The organism is Kangsaoukella pontilimi, assembly GCF_009830125.1.
Taxonomy (GTDB): Bacteria; Pseudomonadota; Alphaproteobacteria; order Rhodobacterales; family Rhodobacteraceae; genus Kangsaoukella; species Kangsaoukella pontilimi.
Genome location: NZ_WUPT01000001.1, coordinates 1360376 through 1379280 on the forward strand (window position 1 = coordinate 1360376; position 18905 = coordinate 1379280).

The 18905-nt window shown below is 65.2% G+C and carries 22 protein-coding genes; 9 read left to right on the top strand and 13 right to left on the bottom strand.

Annotated elements, in window-relative coordinates:
* Positions 1–20 precede the first annotated feature (20 nt).
* The 3 genes from GQ651_RS06750 to prfA all read right to left on the bottom strand — a co-directional run bounded on the left by GQ651_RS06750 (position 21) and on the right by prfA (position 2775).
* The gene (locus tag GQ651_RS06750) at positions 21–656 is read right to left on the bottom strand and encodes a DUF4167 domain-containing protein (RefSeq protein ID WP_160763413.1); all 636 of its coding nucleotides are present in this window, start codon (positions 654–656) and stop codon (positions 21–23) included.
* 227 nt (positions 657–883) lie between these two features.
* Positions 884–1720 (bottom strand): peptide chain release factor N(5)-glutamine methyltransferase, encoded by an 837-nt coding sequence (prmC, locus tag GQ651_RS06755; protein WP_160763414.1) that lies wholly within the window; start codon positions 1718–1720, stop codon positions 884–886.
* On the bottom strand, positions 1720–2775 hold the full coding sequence (gene prfA / locus GQ651_RS06760) for a peptide chain release factor 1 (RefSeq protein WP_160763415.1): 1056 nt from the start codon (positions 2773–2775) through the stop codon (positions 1720–1722). Before prfA ends, prmC begins: the two co-directional genes overlap by 1 nt.
* 82 nt (positions 2776–2857) lie before the next feature.
* Here prfA and GQ651_RS06765 point away from each other — a divergent pair, with 82 nt between their 5' ends.
* A complete protein-coding gene (locus GQ651_RS06765; RefSeq protein ID WP_160763416.1) occupies positions 2858–3157 on the top strand; it encodes a hypothetical protein in 300 nt (99 codons plus the stop codon).
* Here GQ651_RS06765 and GQ651_RS06770 read toward each other — a convergent pair.
* Together GQ651_RS06770 and speB are read right to left on the bottom strand one after the other, a co-directional pair.
* A complete protein-coding gene (locus GQ651_RS06770; RefSeq protein ID WP_160763417.1) occupies positions 3086–3532 on the bottom strand; it encodes a DUF1499 domain-containing protein in 447 nt (148 codons plus the stop codon). The genes GQ651_RS06765 and GQ651_RS06770 overlap by 72 nt on opposite strands.
* A gap of 71 nt (positions 3533–3603) precedes the next feature.
* Positions 3604–4572 (bottom strand): agmatinase, encoded by a 969-nt coding sequence (gene speB / locus GQ651_RS06775; protein ID WP_160763418.1) that lies wholly within the window; start codon positions 4570–4572, stop codon positions 3604–3606.
* Between the two features lie 91 nt (positions 4573–4663).
* On the opposite strand from speB, the gene mazG reads away from it, so the two are divergent.
* From mazG to GQ651_RS06805, 6 genes are all read left to right on the top strand, one after another.
* Positions 4664–5485, top strand: coding sequence for a nucleoside triphosphate pyrophosphohydrolase (gene mazG / locus GQ651_RS06780; RefSeq protein ID WP_160763419.1), 822 nt, complete (start codon positions 4664–4666; stop codon positions 5483–5485).
* A gap of 177 nt (positions 5486–5662) precedes the next feature.
* Entirely contained in the window at positions 5663–6691 is a 1029-nt protein-coding gene (locus GQ651_RS06785; RefSeq protein ID WP_160763420.1) for a Fe(3+) ABC transporter substrate-binding protein, read from the top strand.
* A gap of 92 nt (positions 6692–6783) precedes the next feature.
* Positions 6784–7725 carry a nucleoside hydrolase gene (locus GQ651_RS06790; protein ID WP_160763421.1) on the top strand — a complete coding sequence of 314 codons (942 nt, stop codon included), beginning with the start codon at positions 6784–6786 and terminating at the stop codon, positions 7723–7725.
* A complete protein-coding gene (locus GQ651_RS06795) occupies positions 7722–8231 on the top strand; it encodes a GrpB family protein (RefSeq protein ID WP_160763422.1) in 510 nt (169 codons plus the stop codon). The genes GQ651_RS06790 and GQ651_RS06795 overlap by 4 nt, the downstream gene beginning before the upstream one ends.
* A complete protein-coding gene (locus GQ651_RS06800; RefSeq protein WP_160763423.1) occupies positions 8228–8668 on the top strand; it encodes a GNAT family N-acetyltransferase in 441 nt (146 codons plus the stop codon). The genes GQ651_RS06795 and GQ651_RS06800 overlap by 4 nt, the downstream gene beginning before the upstream one ends.
* Positions 8669–8720: 52 nt before the next feature.
* Positions 8721–10157 (top strand): protein adenylyltransferase SelO, encoded by a 1437-nt coding sequence (locus GQ651_RS06805; protein ID WP_160763424.1) that lies wholly within the window; start codon positions 8721–8723, stop codon positions 10155–10157.
* On the opposite strand, the gene GQ651_RS06810 is transcribed toward GQ651_RS06805, so the two are convergent.
* On the bottom strand, positions 10136–11044 hold the full coding sequence (locus GQ651_RS06810) for a DMT family transporter (protein WP_160763425.1): 909 nt from the start codon (positions 11042–11044) through the stop codon (positions 10136–10138). The genes GQ651_RS06805 and GQ651_RS06810 overlap by 22 nt on opposite strands.
* A 98-nt stretch (positions 11045–11142) precedes the next feature.
* Here GQ651_RS06810 and GQ651_RS06815 point away from each other — a divergent pair, with 98 nt between their 5' ends.
* On the top strand, positions 11143–12003 hold the full coding sequence (locus GQ651_RS06815; RefSeq protein ID WP_160763426.1) for a PhzF family phenazine biosynthesis protein: 861 nt from the start codon (positions 11143–11145) through the stop codon (positions 12001–12003).
* 69 nt (positions 12004–12072) lie between these two features.
* Entirely contained in the window at positions 12073–12480 is a 408-nt protein-coding gene (locus GQ651_RS06820) for a Fur family transcriptional regulator (protein ID WP_160763427.1), read from the top strand.
* A gap of 9 nt (positions 12481–12489) precedes the next feature.
* Here GQ651_RS06820 and GQ651_RS06825 read toward each other — a convergent pair whose 3' ends face one another.
* The 7 genes from GQ651_RS06825 to GQ651_RS06855 all read right to left on the bottom strand — a co-directional run bounded on the left by GQ651_RS06825 (position 12490) and on the right by GQ651_RS06855 (position 18895).
* On the bottom strand, positions 12490–13740 hold the full coding sequence (locus GQ651_RS06825; RefSeq protein ID WP_160763428.1) for an RNA polymerase sigma factor: 1251 nt from the start codon (positions 13738–13740) through the stop codon (positions 12490–12492).
* Positions 13737–14096, bottom strand: coding sequence for a YciI family protein (locus tag GQ651_RS06830; RefSeq protein WP_160763429.1), 360 nt, complete (start codon positions 14094–14096; stop codon positions 13737–13739). The genes GQ651_RS06825 and GQ651_RS06830 overlap by 4 nt, the downstream gene beginning before the upstream one ends.
* Before the next feature lie 55 nt (positions 14097–14151).
* A complete protein-coding gene (locus tag GQ651_RS06835) occupies positions 14152–14541 on the bottom strand; it encodes an MAPEG family protein (RefSeq protein WP_160763430.1) in 390 nt (129 codons plus the stop codon).
* Positions 14542–14632: 91 nt separating this feature from the next.
* The gene (locus GQ651_RS06840) at positions 14633–15844 is read right to left on the bottom strand and encodes a beta-ketoacyl-[acyl-carrier-protein] synthase family protein (RefSeq protein WP_160763431.1); all 1212 of its coding nucleotides are present in this window, start codon (positions 15842–15844) and stop codon (positions 14633–14635) included.
* Between the two features lie 8 nt (positions 15845–15852).
* Complete coding sequence (locus GQ651_RS06845) at positions 15853–16119, bottom strand: acyl carrier protein (RefSeq protein ID WP_160763432.1); 267 nt, start codon at positions 16117–16119, stop codon at positions 15853–15855.
* Positions 16120–16167: 48 nt separating this feature from the next.
* Entirely contained in the window at positions 16168–17259 is a 1092-nt protein-coding gene (gene lpxD, locus GQ651_RS06850) for a UDP-3-O-(3-hydroxymyristoyl)glucosamine N-acyltransferase (RefSeq protein WP_160763433.1), read from the bottom strand.
* Between the two features lie 25 nt (positions 17260–17284).
* Complete coding sequence (locus GQ651_RS06855; RefSeq protein ID WP_160763434.1) at positions 17285–18895, bottom strand: L,D-transpeptidase family protein; 1611 nt, start codon at positions 18893–18895, stop codon at positions 17285–17287.
* Positions 18896–18905 lie beyond the last annotated feature (10 nt).

Sequence of the window (18905 nt, forward strand, 5' to 3'; positions counted from 1 at the left end):
CTGCTCCGGTCCTGACGCGCCTATTCGGCGGCGTCGGGCGCGGGCGCCTCGCTGGACGGCTCGGCGTCCTCGGCCTTCTTGCGGGGACGGCGGGTCTTCTTGGGGCGCTCTTCGGGGGTTTCGACGAGACCGCTTTCGGCCTTTTCCTCGAAATCGATCACATCGTCGCTGCGGTTGTCATTCCGCCGCTTGCCGCGCCGGTTGCTGCCGCTGCCGTTATTGCCACCGTTGCCGCCCCCGGCGTCGTTATTGCCGCCGTTATCGTTGCCATCGCCGCCCTGATCGCGCTGACGGCCCTCGGACTGCTGGTTGTTCTGGCTGCTCTGGTTATCCTGATCGTCGTCATCGTCGTCACGACGCTGCTGGCGACCATCGTTCTGAGACTGCTGCTGTTGCTGCCGCTCCTGCTGCTCGCGCTGCGCTTCGGACAGCATCCTGAGATAATGCTCGGCATGTTGCTGGAAGTTCTCTGTCGCAACGCGGTCATTGGCAAGCTGCGCGTCGCGGGCAAGCTGATTGTACTTGTCGATGATCTGCTGCGGCGTACCCCGCACTTTGCCTTCGGGTCCGGAACTGTCGAACACACGGTTGACGATGTTACCGACCGAACGGTTGCGGTTGTTCTTGTTCCGCGAACGTGACTTGGAAGATCTCATAAACGTACCGATCCAGGAGTTGATCTGTCTCGCGCCCTCGGTCCTTCTAATCGCCCCATCTCAGGGGCAGCGTTCCGGGCGGGATTTGGCAGATGGCGAAGGGGAGCGACTGCTCCACCGAGCGCGCTATGGGTCTAGCCGCCGTGGATGGGAACGGCAAGGCATTTTTCCCAAGCCTCAGGGAAAATATCCGCAAAACCCATTCTATCGGGCGGTTTGCCGCGCAGTCAGGCCGGTTTTTGGCCCGAAACGACGCGATCCCTACCATCCAGATCGGGATGAACCTCGACGTCTTCAAGGCCTGCGGCGGAAAAGAGCGCCGCGACCGCGCGCCCCTGAGTGGGGCCGATTTCGACCATGAGCGCCCCGCCCGGCGTCAAATGACCCGGAGCGGCCGCGGTGATCTTCCGATAGGCGGCCAGCCCGTCGCCCCCGTCGGTCAGGGCGTCCGTCGGATCGTGTAGGCGCACCTCCGGCGAAAGCCCCTCCATCTCGGACACCGCGATATAGGGCGGGTTCGACACGATCAGGTCATAGCGGCTGCCGACGTCGTCGAACCAGTCCGAGATCGGCAGAACGATCCGATCCGCCACCCCGATCGCCGCAGCGTTTTCGCCCGCGACCAGCACCGCCTCGGGAGAGATGTCCGTGCCCACGCCGCGCGCCTCGGGCAAAGCGGCCAGAATGCTGATCAGAATGCACCCCGTCCCGGTCCCGAGATCCAGAACGCGGCGGGGTCTGGTGGCAATTGCAAGCTCCACAAGAAGCTCGGTCTCGGGGCGCGGGTCGAGCGTCGCGTCGGTAACCATGAACTCATGGGCATAGAAGGCTCGCCGCCCCAGAATACGCGAGACCGGACGCCGTGCCGCCCGCGCGTCGATCAGCGGCCAGAAACGGGCGGTGCCCTCAGGGTCGGCTTCATCGTGCATGGACAAGCTGATCCGGTCGCGTGGAATGCCAAAAGCCTCAGCCAGCAGAAGTTGCGCATCACGCCTCGCGCTTTCGATCCCCGCCGCTTCCAGCCGGGCCACGCCCTCGAGCCAAACCTCGCTGAGGCGCGCCATCAGAGCCCCTGTTCAGCCAGTTTCGCGGCCTGATCCTCGGCAGTCAGCGCGTCGATTACCTCGTCCAGATCGCCCGTCAAAACCTCGTTCAGACGATAGAGCGTCAGCCCGATCCGGTGATCCGTCAGGCGGCCTTGCGGGAAGTTATAAGTGCGGATGCGCTCGCTCCGATCGCCTGAGCCCACCTGCGCCTTGCGGTCGGCTGCGCGGGCATCATCGGCCTTCTGCCGCTCCAGATCGAAAAGCTTCGCGCGCAGCACCGCCATGGCGATGGCCCGGTTCTGATGCTGGCTCTTTTCGGACGACACGACGACGATGCCCGACGGAATATGCGTGATCCGCACGGCACTATCGGTCGTGTTCACATGCTGCCCGCCCGCCCCGCTTGCCCGCATCGTGTCGATGCGGATGTCGCCGGCGGGGATGTCGATATCGACCTCTTCCGCTTCCGGCAGAACCGCGACCGTCGCGGCCGAAGTATGGATGCGCCCGCCCGATTCCGTCTCTGGCACACGCTGCACGCGGTGCACGCCGGATTCGAATTTGAGCCGCGCAAAAACACCGTCTCCGGCCACGCGCAGCACGGCTTCCTTCACACCGCCCAGCTCGGTCCGGCTGAGTTCGATAATCTCGCCTTTCCAGCCTTTGTTCTCGGCATATCGCTGGTACATCTTCAGAAGATCGCCCGCGAAAAGCGCCGCCTCCTCTCCCCCCGTACCGGGCCGGATTTCGACGATGGCCGGGCGTGCATCGGCGGCATCCTTGGGCAAAAGCGCGATCCTGAGCGCCTGCTCCGCTTCGGGCAGACGCTCCTTCAGATCGGACAGTTCTTCTTCGGCCAGCGCGGCCATCTCCGGGTCGGACAGCATCGCCTCGGCCTCGGTCCGGGCAGCAACCATCTGGCGATAGGCGTCGATCTCGGCCACGACAGGCTTCAGCTCGGAATATTCCCGCGCGAGCGACGCGATTTCGCCCGGCTCCGCGCCACCCGCCATCTTCGCTTCGAGGAACTCGAAACGCGCCCGGATCTGGTCGAGTGTATCGCTGGGGATCATGCGCCATCCTGTCCCCTATCGGCGCGCCGGGGTCAATGGCTTGTCACTGGATCGAACCACGAAAGAATGCTACTCTTCGACCATGAAACGCTTGGCTTGCCTCATCCTTTTCGCCGCACTTCCGGCCCAGGCCGACGTGACCTACCCCGGCGGCCGTGTGATCGAATGCTACTGCACCGACACTCAGGGAAGTCGTGTGGAAATAGGCGACGAAATCTGCCTCTTCGTGGATGGCCGCGCCTTCATGGCGCTTTGCGACATGTCGCTCAACGTGCCGATCTGGCGCGACACCGGCGTCGGCTGCCTGTCTTCACGGGCGGAGCCTGAGGTCCAGTTCAGCAAACCAGCGGTCCAGTCTGTCGCGGTTCACACCCCAATCTGACGAGCCGAAACGCGCCCGGCTGGCGACGGCGAGCTTCGTCTCGTCCCCCTCCGCCACGGCCTTAAAGGTGATGTAATCCGGATAGCCCATCAGCTTCGTCCGGGCGACGAAGGTCAGAAGACCGTCATCCACTCCCCCTTCCAGAATGCGGACTCGGGGTTCGCTGAGGGCGATATCGGCCAATTCCTGCAGAACCGTATCGGGGTCGCCGGGGAAACGCGGCGCCTCCTTCCCGATCAGCCGGACCCCAGAGCCGCGCGGATCGCCGACCTCGGCCGGATCGACATGCCAGCGGTCCGTATCATGCGGCGCGAAGCGAATCCAAAGCATGCCCGCCGCGGCGAGCAACAGTATGAGATAAATGATCTCTTTCATGACCAACCGTCAATTAGCGCCCCATCTTCATTTTGCCACGCCGCAGGTAAACTGGAAAGACTTCCGAAGAGTTACCCTCCGCTCCGCCGCGACCAGCCCCAGAGCGCGATCAGATCATAGGCGACATGTGCCGCCGCCAGCGCGGTCATATTCGCGTGGTCGAAGGGGGGCGAGACCTCGACCACATCCGCGCCAATCAGGTCGATCCCGGCCATTTCGCGCAACAGGCCAGGAACTTGCGCGCTCGTCAGCCCGCCCCAGACCGGCGTGCCTGTGCCGGGCGCATAGGCCGGGTCGAAGGCGTCGATGTCGAAGGTCAGATAGACAGGACCATCGCCCAGAATGCGCCGCGCTTCGGCGGCGATGGCAACGGGCCCCTCGGCATGCACCCGCCGCGCGTCGATCCGCGTGATGTCGAGCCAGGGCTCGTTCTCGACCCTGATTCCGATCTGAACCGACCGTTCGGGCACAATCAGCCCCTCGGCCACGGCCTTGTAGACGAAGGTGCCATGGTCCACGCGGGACGGGTCATCGTCCACCCAGGTGTCGGAATGAGCGTCGAACTGCAACAGCGCCACCGGGCCGTGCCGCTTCACATGCGCGCGAAGCGCCGCCAGTGTCGTCGAGTGATCGCCGCCAAGGCAAAGCGCCGCGGCACCCGCCTCCAGAATCGCCGCCACATGCGCCTCGATCAGACAGGGCACCTCGCCCGGCTTGGCATAGTCGAAGGCCATGTCGCCGTAATCCGCGATGGCCAGCTCTTCCAGCGGCGAAAACCCCCAGCCATAGGGCGGATCGCCCGCCATCAGCGTCGACGCCTCGCGGATCGCGCGCGGACCGAAGCGCGCACCCGGCCGATGGGTCACCGCCTGATCGAAAGGAAGCCCCGTGACGGCAAGGTCCACACCGCTCAGGTCCTTGGTGATCCGCCGCCTCAGGAAAGACGTCACACCGGCGAATACGTTCTCATAACCCAGCCCCCGATCCCCTTCGCGGGTGATCGCGGCATCCACCTCGCTGGCGGCCTTGTCGAGCGACATCTCTGATCCTTCTTGCCTCGCGCCGGACTGGACAGCACCGGCGCACCGTGACAGGTCGGAAGGACCGTTCCAGAAGCCTCGGGGAAAGTCCATGTCCCAAGATGCCGATCCGATCCATGACGTGCCGGACGGCCTGCCGCGCCTGATCGAGGTGATGCGCCGCCTCCGGGACCCGGACGCCGGCTGCCCCTGGGATATCGAGCAGGATTTCGCCTCCATCGCCCCCTACACGATCGAGGAAGCCTACGAGGTCGCGGATGCGATCGAACGCGAATCTTGGGATGAACTCGAAGGCGAACTGGGCGATCTGCTCCTGCAGGTGGTCTACCACGCCCAAATGGCCAAGGAAGACGGCCGCTTCGATTTCGACAGCATCGCGCGGCGCATCGCCGCCAAGATGATCGACCGTCACCCCCATGTCTTCGGCACCGAAAGCCGCGACAAGACACCCGAACAGCAGACCCGCGACTGGGAGACCGCCAAGGCCGCCGAACGCGAAAAGGCCGGGCGCACCGGGCTTCTCGACGACATCGCCCTGGGCCTCCCCGCCCTTCTCCGGGCGGTGAAACTCCAGAAACGCGCCGCCCGCGTCGGCTTCGACTGGCCCGACGCCACCCATGTCCTCGACAAGATCGCCGAGGAATGCACTGAACTCACCGCAGCCCGCGACAGCTTAGACCAAGCACATCTGACCGAGGAAATGGGCGATCTCCTCTTCGTCATGGCCAACCTCGCCCGCCATCTCGGCATCGACCCCGAAGCGGCCCTTCGCGGCGCCAACGCCAAATTCACCCGCCGCTTCGCTCATATCGAAGCCGAGCTGGCCAAAACGGGCCGCACCCCGGCAGACAGCGACCTTGCGGAAATGGACGCGCTCTGGGACGCCGCCAAGGCCCTCGAAAAGCGTCCCTGATCTTCTTCTGTTCGAAAAATACTCCAGGGTGAATTCGGCCGCGCCAGCGGCCGGAGAGGGGCAGCGCCCCTCGGGCAATTTTCCCCTGGAAAATTTTCCCGATTGAAAAACTCAGGTATTGACCCGACAAAAACACTCGGGTAATTCGCGGTCAATCGACACCAACAGGAGTTAACAATGCGCGTTTCCCTGATCGCCCTCGCCGCCGCAGGCGCGGCCACCGCCATCCCGGCCTATGCCGACGAGGTGAATATCTATTCCTACCGCCAGCCCGAGCTGATCCAGCCGCTGCTTGACGCGTTCACCGCCGAAACCGGGATCGCCACCAACGTCGCCTTCGTCGACAAGGGCCTGGTCGAGCGTCTGCAGGCCGAAGGCCGCCGCTCGCCCGCCGACATCATCCTGACCGTCGACATCTCGCGCCTGACCGAAGCCAAGGACGCCGGCGTCACCCGCCCCGTGGAAAGCGAGACGCTCGCCGCCAACATCCCGCCCGCGCTCCGCGACACAGACAATCACTGGTTCGGCCTGACCACCCGCGCGCGCATCGTCTATGCCTCGAAGGACCGCGTCGCCGAAGGTGAAATCACCACCTACGAAGACCTCGCCGATCCCAAGTGGAAAGGCCGCATCTGCACCCGCTCGGGCACCCATGTCTATACGCTCGGCCTTCTCTCGGCCGTTATCGAGCACAACGGTGAAGAAGCCGCCGAGACCTGGCTCACCGGCCTCCGCGAAAACCTCGCCAAGGACCCCGAGGGCAACGACCGCGCGCAGGTCAAGTCGATCTGGGCCGGCGAATGCGACATCTCGCTCGGCAACACCTATTACATGGGCGCGATGCTGGACGATCCCGAGCAGCAGGAATGGGCGAACTCGGTCCGGATCGACTTCCCGACCTTCGCCGACAATGGCAAGACCCACGTGAACATCTCGGGCGTCGCCATGACCGCCAGCGCACCCAACGAGGAAGAAGCCCTCAAGTTCATGGAGTTCCTGACCTCGCCCGAGGCGCAGCGGATCTATTCGTCGGTCGTGAACGAATACCCGACCCGCCCCGACGCCGAAATCGACGCGCGCGTGGCAAGCTGGGGCGCGTTCACCGCAGATGACACACCGCTGACCGATATCGCTTCGCACCGCGCCGAAGCGCTCAAGATGGTCGAGCGTGTCGACTTCGACGGCGGCGCCGGCACCGACAGCTAAGCGCCTGAAATACCCTTACCAGTCTCCGTTGCACACCACTGGACAAGGGCACGGGGCGCCGTCACTCTCCATCCCCTGAGCAGGAGAGACAGATGGCGCCCCGTAATATCATCATCGACACAGACCCCGGCCAGGACGACGCGGTTGCGATCCTTCTGGCGCTCGCCTCGCCCGAGGATGTGAACGTCCTTGGCGTCGTGGCCGTCGCGGGCAACGTCCCCCTTCCGCTGACAGAGAAAAACGCCAGGATTGTCTGCGAACTGGCGGGGCGACCCGACATCCCCGTTTACGCCGGTTGCGATGCCCCGCTCAGGCGCAAGCTGGTCACGGCAGAGCACGTGCACGGAAAGACCGGGCTCGACGGACCGCCTCTGCCCGAACCGACGATGCCGCTTCAGGACCAGCACGGCGTCGATTTCATCATCGAGACGCTTCGCCGCGAACCTGCGGGCAGCGTGACGCTGGTGCCCGTCGGCCCGCTCACGAACATCGCCACCGCCTTTCAGCGCGCCCCTGATATCGTCGGACGCGTGGCCGAGATCGTGCTGATGGGGGGCGCCTATTTCGAGGTGGGCAACATCACGCCCGCCGCCGAGTTCAACATCTATGTCGACCCCGAAGCGGCTGATATCGTGTTCAAATCCGGCGCCGAAATCGTGGTCATGCCGCTCGACGTCACGCACAAGGCGCTGACCAGCGCCGCATGGATCGACGAGATGCGCGGCCTCGGCACGCCCGTGGGCGACATGGTCGCCGCCTGGACCGATTTCTTCGAGCGCTTCGATATGGAGAAATACGGCTCCGAGGGCGCGCCGCTTCACGATCCCTGCACCGTCGCATATCTGATAAATCCCGGCCTGTTTTCGGGACGCCGGATCAATGTCGAGATCGAGACCACGTCCGAACTGACGCTTGGCATGACGGTCGCGGACTGGTGGGGTGTCACCGACCGGCCCGCCAACGCGATGTTCATGGGCGACGTGGACCGCGACGGTTTCTTCGCGCTTCTGACCGAACGCCTGAAACGCCTGTGAGCCTGCTCTCGCCGCCCGATCCCGAGTGGCCCTCGCAGGCAGCACACGAGATCGCCCGCTGGCGCGCGACCGTCCCCGGCCTCGTCACGGTCCACCACATCGGATCGACCTCTATTCCCGGCCTGCCCGCCAAGCCTATCATCGACCTTTTGCCGGTCTTCACCGACGACGCCGCGCGCGATGACGCAGGCGGCGCAGTGCAGGCGATGGGCTACGAATGGATGGGCGCCTACGGCCTGCCGGGCCGCGCCTATTGTCGCCTGATCGATCCCGAGACCGGCATCCGGCGATTTCATGCGCATGGCTATTCTCAAGACCACCCGGATATCAGACGCCACCTTGCCTTTCGCGACGCGCTTCGCGACAACGCAGCCCTGCGCGCGGCCTATACCTCGGTCAAGGCCGCCTGCGCGGCGCGTCACCCGGAGGGCGGCGCCGACTACGGAGCCTGCAAGAGCGGGTGGATCGACAAGGCCGAGCGCCGCGCATTGGAGCGATTGACATGAGCCGCCTGCACCTCGCCACACCCGACGACCTGCCCCGGCTCGACGGGATGGTTGCCCAGTACCACGCGCTCGAAGGGATCGAGAGCGACGAGGAACACCGCCGCACCGCGCTGATGCCGCTTCTCGAAGGCTCGCCCCACGGCGCGGTCTGGCTGATTGGGCCGCGCATGTCGCCCGTGGGCTATGTCGCGATTTCCTTCGGCTGGTCCATTGAACTGGGCGGGATGGAAAGCTTCATCGACGAAATCTGGCTCCGCGACGCGGTGCGCGGCAGAGGCATGGGCGGCGAGGCACTGGGCGAACTTTTGAAGACGCTGGACGAGGTCGGCATCAAGGCGCTTCATCTAGAGGTCTCCGAAGGCAACCCTGCCGAACGTCTCTACCGCCGGCTCGGTTTCCGCCGCCGGGATTTCGCGCTGATGACCCGCATGGCATAATCCGCCGCCGGCCCTCTGGGACAGAGGCCAAAGCTGCATTATCTAAAGGCGTATGATGCTGACGATGCACTTCGACAATTCCTACGGACGCCTGCCCGAGCGGTTCTATACACGGATGCCGCCGACGCCGGTCTCAGCCCCGGCCCTCATCAAGGTGAACACCGCCCTCGCAAAACGCCTCGGCATCGACCCGGACGCGCTTTCCAGCCACGAAGGCGTCGCGGCGCTGGCCGGAAACGCGGTCCCCGAAGGCGCCGACCCGCTGGCGCAGGTCTATGCCGGGCACCAGTTCGGCGGCTTCTCGCCCCGTCTGGGCGATGGCCGTGCACTTCTGCTGGGCGAGGTCTTGGCCCCCGACGGCGCGCGGTTCGACATTCAGCTCAAGGGCTCCGGCCCCACGCCCTATTCCCGCATGGGCGACGGGCGCGCGTGGCTCGGGCCCGTGCTGCGCGAATACCTCGTCTCCGAGGCGATGGAGGCGCTTGGCGTCCCCACCACCCGCGCCCTCGCCGCTGTTCTGACCGGCGACACCGTGGTCCGCGAGGCTCCGCTGCCCGGCGCGGTTCTGACCCGCGTTGCAGCGAGCCATATCCGCGTCGGCACCTTCCAGTATTTCGCAAGCCAGGGCGACCACGACGCCCTTCGCGACCTGACCGAGCATGCCATCGCCCGCCACGCCCCTGACGCTGACGGGCCGCTCGGTCTTCTGGCAGAGGTCACGCGCCGTCAGGCCAGCCTTATCGCCCGGTGGATGGGCCTCGGTTTCATCCACGGCGTGATGAACACCGACAACATGACCATCTCGGGCGAGACCATCGACTACGGCCCCTGCGCCTTCATGGACGCGTATCACCCGATGCGTGTGTTCTCGTCCATCGACACAGGCGGGCGCTATGCCTATGCGCGCCAGCCCGATATTGCGCTCTGGAACCTCGCGCAGCTTGCCACCTCGCTTTTGCTGATCATGGGCGAGGACAAGGACGCCGCGCTAGAGGCCGCGCAAGGCGTTATCGACGGCTTCCCCGACCTCTTCCGCGCAGAGTGGCTGCGCATCTTCCGCGCCAAGATCGGCCTGACCACGATCGAGGACGGCGACACCGCGCTGATCCATCGGCTGCTCGACGTCATGGCGGCGGGCGGATCGGATTTCACGAATACCTTCAGGGCTTTGCACAGCGACGTTGCTGCAGACCAGTTCGCGGACCGCGACGCCTTCGAAGACTGGGCGCGGGAGTGGCGCGACCGATTGGAGCGCGAGGACGCAACGCCCGAGGACCGCGCCGCTACGATGGACCGCGTGAACCCTGCCGTGATTCCCCGGACCCATCGCATCGAAGAGGCGATTCAGGCCGGTGTCGCGGGCGATTTCGAGCCCTTCGAGGCGCTTCTTGCCACACTCGCGAGGCCGTTCGACGTGCCGGAAAATACCGCGCTCATGCGTCCGCCCACCGAAGACGAGGTCGTGCCTCAGACCTTCTGCGGGACCTGAGCCCTGGGGCGCGTGTTCAAAAGCACCAGCCCCAGGCAGACCAGCCCGAGCGCGGCCACGATCGGCACCCCGAGCGGTTCGTCGAGGATGGCCCATCCGAAGAGCACCCCGAAGATCGGCGTAAGAAAACTGAACGCGGCGACACTGGACGCCGGGTAGATCGTCAGCAGCCAGAGCCAGAAGGCGTATCCCGCGAAGGCGATGACCACGATCTGAAAACCCAGCCCCCAGAGGTGGATCGGCGCAAGGTCCCGGACGAGGTCACCGAAGAGCGGCGCGACCGCCAGAAGCACCACCGCCGAGACACCCACCTGCCAGACAAGCTGCCGGTCGGGCGCCACGTGGGAAAGGCCCGTCCGCGCGATGAAGGCGATCAGCGCCCAAGCGAATGACGCCACAAGCGTCAGCGCGTCGCCCAGAAGCGATGCCTCGCCCTCGGCCCCGGCACCCCGCCAGAGAATCGCGATAACTACGCCCAAGAAGGCGAGGACAAGTCCAAGCGCGCGTGTGGGAGACAGCCGGTCACCCGGTATCCAGATATGGGACATGACCGCCAGGAACAGCGGCATCGTGTAGAACAGAACGCTCACCCGCGTCACGGTGGTGAGATCGAGCGCGATGAAAAGACAGATGAACTCTGCCGCAAAGGCCAGCCCGATCAGCACGCCGGGCCGCCAGTCCGCACCGGACAAGCCCATCGGCCGCCCCCTCAGCCGAAACCAGAGCGCCAGACAAAGAAACGATCCCGCCGAGCGCAACCCGGCGAAGAACACCGGTTGCAAGCCTTCGTTCACCACGGCGATTACCACCTGGTTGAAGGCGAGAAGCACCGAAAAGGCGACAAGCGCCAGGGCGCCCGCGCTGTCTATGCGGTCTTTGGTCGGCATGGGTGCCACCTGCCCTTTTGCGCCGGAAGTGACAAGAGGGACCTTGCCTCCGCCGCGGCTTCCACCGATGGTCCGCCCGCGCGAGTAAGGAGCCGCAGATGACCGAATACCTTGTCTACGACGTGTTCAGCGACCGGCCCTTCGCCGGCAACCCCTTGGCGGTCATTCCGGATGCCTCCGGCCTGCCAGAGGCGTCGCTTCAGAAGATCGCGCGCGAGTTCAATTTCTCGGAAACCACTTTCGTCTTCCCACCCGATGCGCCCGAGCATCATGCCCGCGTCCGCATCTTCACGCCGACGCAGGAAATTCCCTTTGCGGGCCACCCGACCATCGGCACGGCCGTCGCGCTGTCCGCGCTCGGTCGCATCCCGGCAGAGGCGTATCTTGAGCTTGGCGTCGGCCCGATCCCCGTCAGGGTCGACGGGTCCAGGGCATCCTTCGTGACCGAAGTGCCGCTTCAGACATGGGACAGCATGACGGTCGAGGATGTGGCCGTCGCAGCCGGGCTGACGCCTGAGGACATCCGCACCGACCGGCACGCTCCCGTGATCGCGTCCGTGGGCCTGCCTTTCGCCGTGGTCGAGCTGACCGATCGCGAGACGCTGGCGCGCGCCGCTCCCAATGCGGCCGCTTTTCAGGCGTTTCGCGGGTTCTGGCCGGGAAGCACGCATTTCGACCTTCTGATCTACGTGCGAAACGGCAATCGGATCGACGCGCGCATGTTCGCGCCTCTGGACGGCGTGCCCGAAGATCCCGCCACCGGCAGCGCCGCCTGCGCGCTTGCCGCCTATCTCGGCACGCTGGACGGACAAAGCGCGACATTCGATGTGCGGCAGGGCGACGACATGGGCCGCCCCAGCCGCATCACTGCCGAAGTCACCCATGAGGACGGACAGCATCGCTCTGTCCGGATCTCCGGCGAAGCGACACGGGTTATGGCGGGCCGGCTGACCCTTTGAGAGGGGTTTGCCAGCCTCGCCCCGCCACGCTAGAACGGACCCCCGAAGCAGCCGAGGGAACCCGAACCGGTGGATACGATCATCGACAGATGCGAGGCGCAGGGCCTCCGCCTGACCGAACAGCGCCGCACCATCGCCACCGTGCTGGAAGACGCGGACGATCACCCGGACGTGGAAGAACTCTACGCCCGCGCCAGCAGCATCGACCCGCGGATTTCGCTCGCCACCGTGTACCGGACCGTCAAGCTGTTCGAAGAGGCGGGCATCCTTGAAAAGCTCGATTTCCGGGACGGGCGCGCCCGCTACGAGGATGCAGACCGCGACCATCATGACCATCTGATCGACCTGCATTCGGGTGAGGTCATCGAGTTCGTGGATGAGGAAATCGAGGCCCTTCAGGAGCGGATCGCAGAGAAGCTCGGCTACGAGTTGAAGGGCCACAGGCTGGAGCTTTACGGGGTCCCGCGCAAAAGCTGACCGCCCGGCTCAGTCGGGCCGAACCCGCGCCAGACGCGCCGCAAGCCACCGCTTTTCGGTATCGCTTCGCGACATCTCTATCGCCGCGCGATAGGACGCACGCGCCACATCGCCCTGCCCCAGCCTTGCGGCGATGTCCGCGCGCGCGGCGTGAAACGGCTGATAGAGGTCGAGATCGGGCAAGAGCGTCTCGATCTCGGAAAGCGCCGCCTCAGGAGCGCCGGCTTCGGCATGTGCAACTGCCCGGTTCAGGCGGACGACAGGGGTCGGCATCACCGCCGCCAGCCGGTCATATAACAGCGCGATCTGCGGCCAGTCGACCTCCGCCGGCGACGCTGCCTGAACATGAAGCGCACCGATTGCCGCCTGAAGCTGAAACGCGCCCGGCCTTCCCCGCGCCACCGCCCGGTCGAGAAGCGCCAGCCCCTCGTCGATCATCGCGCTGTTCCATAGGCCACGGTCTTGTTCGTCGAGCGTCACCACCGCCCCGTCAGGCCCCAGCCGGGCGCCGTGACGCGCGAAGGTCAACAGCATCAGCGCCAGAAGCCCCTCGATCTCGGGATCGTCGGGCGCCAGCGTCAGAAGAAGCCGGGCCAGGAATATCGCCTCGTCGCAAAGTGTCGAACGGATCGGAGCCTCGCCAGGCCCCGCAGACCACCCTTCGTTGAAAACCAGGTAGATGACCGTCAGGACCGCGCCAAGGCGCTCCTCCCATTCCGGGGGATCGGGGACGCGGTAGGGAATGCCCGCCTTGGCGATCTTGGACTTGGCACGGGACAGCCGCTGTCCCATCGCGATCTCGCTGTCCAGAAACGCGCGCGCGATGTCGCGCGTGGTCAGGCCGCCCACCGTCCTCAAGGTCAGCGCCACCCGGCTCTTCGGGTCGAGCGCCGGGTGGCAGCAGGTGAAAATCAGCTTAAGACGATCGTCAGGAATCTCGGGTGGCAGGGCACCCTGCGCCTCCTGATCCTCGTCCATGAGACGGCGAATCTCACCTGCCTGCGCGGCGTGGCGGCTCTGTTTCCGCAGCCGGTCGATGGCCTGCCGCCGCCCCACCTGCAACAACCACGCATCGGGGCGATCCGGCATGCCCGACCGCCCCCAGTGCTGGAGCGCCTTCTCGAAGGCATCCGACAGCGCGTCCTCGGCCAGGTGGAAATCACCCGTCGCCCTGATCAGCGCCGCGATCAGCCGCCCCCTGTCCTCACGCAGGATCCGTGCGATCCGGTCCTTGAGGTCAGGGGGCGGCCGGTCACTCATTCAGGAAGTTCGACATGCATGATCGGGCGCAGCTCGACCGTGCCATGGGCCGCCGTCGGGATCAGCGCCGCCATGCGGATCGCCTGATCGAGGTCCTTGCAGTCCAGCAGGTAATACCCGCCAAGCCGCTCCTTGGTTTCGGCAAAGGGTCCGTCCATCGTCTCGACCTTGCCGCCCCGCACCCGGACCGACGTGGCGGTGTCGGTGTGCTGCAGCGCCTCGCCGCCCATCATCACCCCTTCTTCGGTGAAGGTCTTGTTGGCACTGGCATAGCCTTGCATGAAGGCGCCCCATTCGGGGGTGCCGGGCTTCGGGCCGGCGCCGTCTTCGGAATAAATGAGGGCAAGATACTGCATCGTGAAATCCTTTCTGAGATGTGATGATGCGGATGGGAATGCGTTCGGACAAGCCCTAGCCGAACGCGGCGAGAAGAAGCGCGACAGCTCCGATCAGAAGTGCGCCGAGCGTCATGAGAGAGCCCGCCACGCGCGCGGCGAAGATGCCGCCATCGGGCGCGATGCCAAGCGGGTGGATCAGCCGCCCGACGACCAAGAGCCCACCCATAAGGTGCAGCCAGATCATGCCTGTGCCAGCCATCTCGGCCAGGGCCAGCAGCAGAAGTGCAAGCGGCAGGAATTCGGCCAGGTTCCCGTGACGGCGCATGGCCGACAGCATGACCGGATTGCCCCCGTCGCCGAGGCTGGTGTCGGTCTTTCCGCGCGTGATCGACACGTGGAAAGACAAAGCGATGAATAAGAGCGTCAGCGCGCCCGCATAAAGCCCAGTGACCGGCAGTTCCATGATCTGGTTCCCTTGAGGTTTCGATGCCTCAAGGACGCGCGGTCCGACGGGTTTTCGACAGGTCGAATTACTTTTTCTGGCTGACGACCGATCAGGGCGCCCGGCCAAGCGCCAGAACGGCGTTCAGCCCGCCAAAGGCGAACGCGTTCGACAGCGTGAAATCGACCTTGGCCTCACGCGCCTCGTTCGGCACGACATCCAGCGCGCATTCCGGGTCCGGCTCTTCATAGCCGATGGTGGGCGCGATCACCCCGTCTCGGAGCGCCATGATGCAGGCCAGCAGCTCGACCGCGCCGGTGCCGCCGATCAGGTGACCGTGCATCGACTTGGTGGACGAGATCATCACGTCATCCGCCGACGCACCGAAGACATTCGCGACAGCCGCGCATTCGGTCTTGTCATTCGCGGCGGTGCCGGTGCCGTGGGCGTTGATGTAGCCCACCTGATCCGGCGAGAGACGCGCATCGCGGAGCGCCCCCTGAATGGCCCGCGCTGCGCCCTGCTGACTGGGCATGACGATGTCGGAGGCATCCGACGACATGGAAAAGCCCACGATTTCGGCCAGGATCTCGGCGCCGCGCTTTTTCGCGTGCTCGTATTCCTCGAAGACGAAAACGCCCGCGCCCTCGCCCTGCACCATGCCGTTCCGGTTGGCCGAAAACGGCCGGCAGGCATCGCGGGACATGACGCGCAGCCCTTCCCACGCCTTTACGCCGCCGAAGCAGAGCATGGATTCCGATCCTCCCGTGATCATCGCCCGCGCCGCGCCCGACCGGACCAGCCAGAAGGCCTGCCCCATCGCGTGGTTGGACGAGGCGCAGGCCGTGGCCACGGTAAAGGACGGTCCCTTGAGGTTATGCGTCATCGAGACATGGCTCGCGGCGGCATTATTCATCAGCTTCGGCACGATGAACGGGTGGACGCGGTTCTTGCCCTCTTCGTAAACGGCCCGGTAATTCTCGTCCTGCGTGTTCAGCCCGCCGCCCGACGTGCCAAGCACCACGCCCGCCTCGGCCGCAAGCTCGCCCGAAAAGGTCAGGCCGGACTGCCGGATGGCTTCCTCAGCTGCGATCAGCGTGAATTGCGTGAAACGGTCGTAAAGCGCCTGCTGCTGCCGGTTGAACCGGGCGTCGGCGTCATATTCCCGGACCTGACCGCCAATGCGGATGGCGAGCCGGTCCACATCGCGAATATCGAGCGGTCCGATCCCGCAGCGCCCCTCGCGAAACGCCTCAAGCGTCGCATCAACCGAATGGCCGAGCGGGTTGATCGTCCCGGCCCCGGTAATGACCACGCGGCGCATGGGCGCGCTCAGCCCTTCTGCTCTTTGACGAGCCGCTCGACTGCAGCCATGACGGCCGCCACCGACGAGATATCGAAATCTGACTTCTCGGGCTCGTTTGCGTTGAACGGCACCTGGATGTCGAACTCTTCTTCGATGGCGAATATCGCCTCGACGAGTCCCATGGAATCGATACCCAGATCATCGAGCGTCTGGTCTTCGGAGACGTCGGACGGCTCAAGCACCGCCTGCTCGGCGATGATGGCGCGCACCCGTTCCCTTGTCTCTTTGCTCATGGTCCGATCCGTTTCCTGTCAGGCCGAGCCTCTCGGCTTGCGGGCTATCTAGTCATCCTTGCCGGGCTTGGGAACCGCATTTTTGAGCGCCTTCACATCATCCATCAGGCGCGGTAGCCGCCGCCAGTTGCGGCTGGCCTCGAGGAACTGGTCCATCTTCATCGCCGGATAGCCAAGAACAACACGGCCCGCAGGCACGTTGGTAAAGATCTTGGACGACCCGCCTGCAACCACGTCATCACCCACGAAAATGTTGTCGTTCACCCCCACCTGGCCTGCCATGACAACGCGGTTGCCCACGCGGGTCGAGCCGGCGATGCCAACCTGTCCGCAGAGAAGCGTATCCTCGCCCACCTCCACATTATGGCCGATATGCACGAGATTATCGAGCTTGGTGCGGTTGCCGATGCGGGTTGCGCGGATCGTGCCCTGATCGATACAGCTATTCGCACCCACTTCGACATCGTCGCCGATCTCGACTCCGCCGAGCGAGTGAATGCGGGTCCAGGACGCGTTGATCGCCTCGGTTTCCTTGCCGAGAGACGCGCGGGCATCCTCGACCCTGCTTTTCTCGGGCGTAACGAAGCTGAAGCCATCAGCGCCGATCACGGCGCCCGGCTGACAGATGAACCGGTCCCCGATCCGTACGCGCGCGCCAATCCGCACACCGGCATGGATCAGCGCGTCGTCGCCAAGGACGGCGTCCTCGGCAATGCTGGCATGGTTTGCGATCCGGGCATTCGCGCCGATCCGCGCGCGGGGGCCGACATAGACGAAGGCACCGATCGCCGCGCCGCCCCCGACAGTCGCGCTCGGATCGACATGGGCAGTCGGATGAATGCCCGGCGCGATCTCGGGACCCGGATCAAGCAGCGCGGTGAGCCCGGACATGGCATATCGCGGGCGCGGCACGACCAGAGCGGCCTCGAGCCCAAGCGCCTGCCAGTCGGCTCCGTCCCAGAGGATGGCGGCGCGCGCCTTACCGTCGGAAAGGCCCGCGGCGTAGTCGGGGTTCATGGCCAGCGCGAGGTCCTCGGGCCCCGCGCTCGCAGGCTCGGACGCGCCCGTGATGGTCAGGCTTCCATCCCCGAACAACTCGGCGCCAAGAGCCTTGGCGATCTCTTCCACGGTATGGCGCATGTCCGGCCCCTTTCGGGCGCGAGATTTACCCCTGATGCGCGCGGAGCGCCACCCCGGCGTCGGACAGAGCCTGCCAGATCTTGGCGTCACGGCCATAGACGTCGTTCCGGAACTGGGTCCGGCCCTTCGCCTCGGTGTACGCGGTGCGGTAGATGATATGGACGGGCACCGGCTCTTTCAGGTCGACATAGGTCTCGCGGCCCGTCGAAAGCTGGGCCTGAAAGAACCCGACCGGGTCGCGTTCCTGCCGGGCCAGAAGCGTATAGGCAAAGTCGAACGGATCGTTCAGCCGGACGCAGCCATGGCTGAAATCGCGCTTTTCCCGTGCGAATAGGCTCTTGGCGGGCGTGTCGTGCAGGTAGATGTTGTAGCGGTTCGGGAACATGAACTTCACCAGCCCCAGCGCATTGCCCTGGTTCGGCGGCTCTCGCATGTCGAAGGGAAAGCTCTGGGCGGTGAACTGGGTGAAGTCTATGCCCTCTCGCGGGATCACCTGCCCGCGCGAATTGACGAGGTTTAAATTGCCCACCGCGTAAGGGTTCTTCTGCAGAAGCGGCAGGTATTCCTTGGTCGTGATCGAGCGCGGCACGTACCAGGTCGGGTTGATGACCATGTGCTCCATGACGTCCGAAAACTCGGGCGTGCGGCGGTCGTCGGCGTTCTTGCCCACCACCGAGCGCGTCTTGAACGTGAGCTTGCCGTCATCGATCACGCGCGCGTGGAAGTCGGTGATGTTCACCAGAATGTGCCGCTTGCCCTTGGGCATGTTGATCCAGCGCTCACGCTCCATCGCCACGATGATCTGGGCGAGCCGCGTCTCGGGCTCGATGTTGATCATGCCAAGCGTGCCGGGACCTGCCACGCCGTCGGTGGCCAGACCGTGATCCTCCTGAAACGCCCGGACGGCCTCGGTCATGCGGTCATCATAGGTCGCGCCTGCGTTGCGGCGCATATAGCCCATCGCAACAAGCCGGTCGCGAAGCTGGATCACAGCGGCGCCGGTCGCGCCGGGCTTCAGCACATCGGCGGCCACGCGCGGCCCCCAGCCCCCTCCGGCCACCAGCCGCTCGAATTCGAGCTTGGCCTTCATCAGCCGCGCATATTCCGGCGAGGTCGGCGGAAGCGCGCGGAAGAACCCGGCCGGCGACGATTTGGCGAACGCGTCGAGCGTCGCCTGACGCGAACGATAGGGTACTTCGCGCACCAGCCCCTCATCGATGTCGCTCGGCGTCAGGATGCCGGTCTGGATGTCACGGGCATAGCGCAGGAAAAGCTGGCTCATCTGCACTTCAAGCCGGCCAAGGTCCCGATCCGACCCGACCGCGCGCAGGTTCACTCCAAGCGTCTCGGGGCTGTAGCGCCCCTCTGGCAGGCCATGCGCCCCCGCCTCGGAGATGGCGTCTAGGAACGCGGCGCGGCGACGTTTGTCCGTGGCGCCCTTGCCGGTCCAGATGGGCCGGTAGCCGTTCGCCTTGTAGAAAGCCGCCAGATCCCGGTCAGAGGCCGCCGCCTCGGCGACGCCCTGCTTGAACTGCACGCTCTGAGCTACGGCGGACTGCACAGATGCGATCAGAAACGCACAGGCCAGCGCGAGGGTAACAATTGTAAGACGCTTCAAACCGACAGCGGCAATCATTCCATACTCC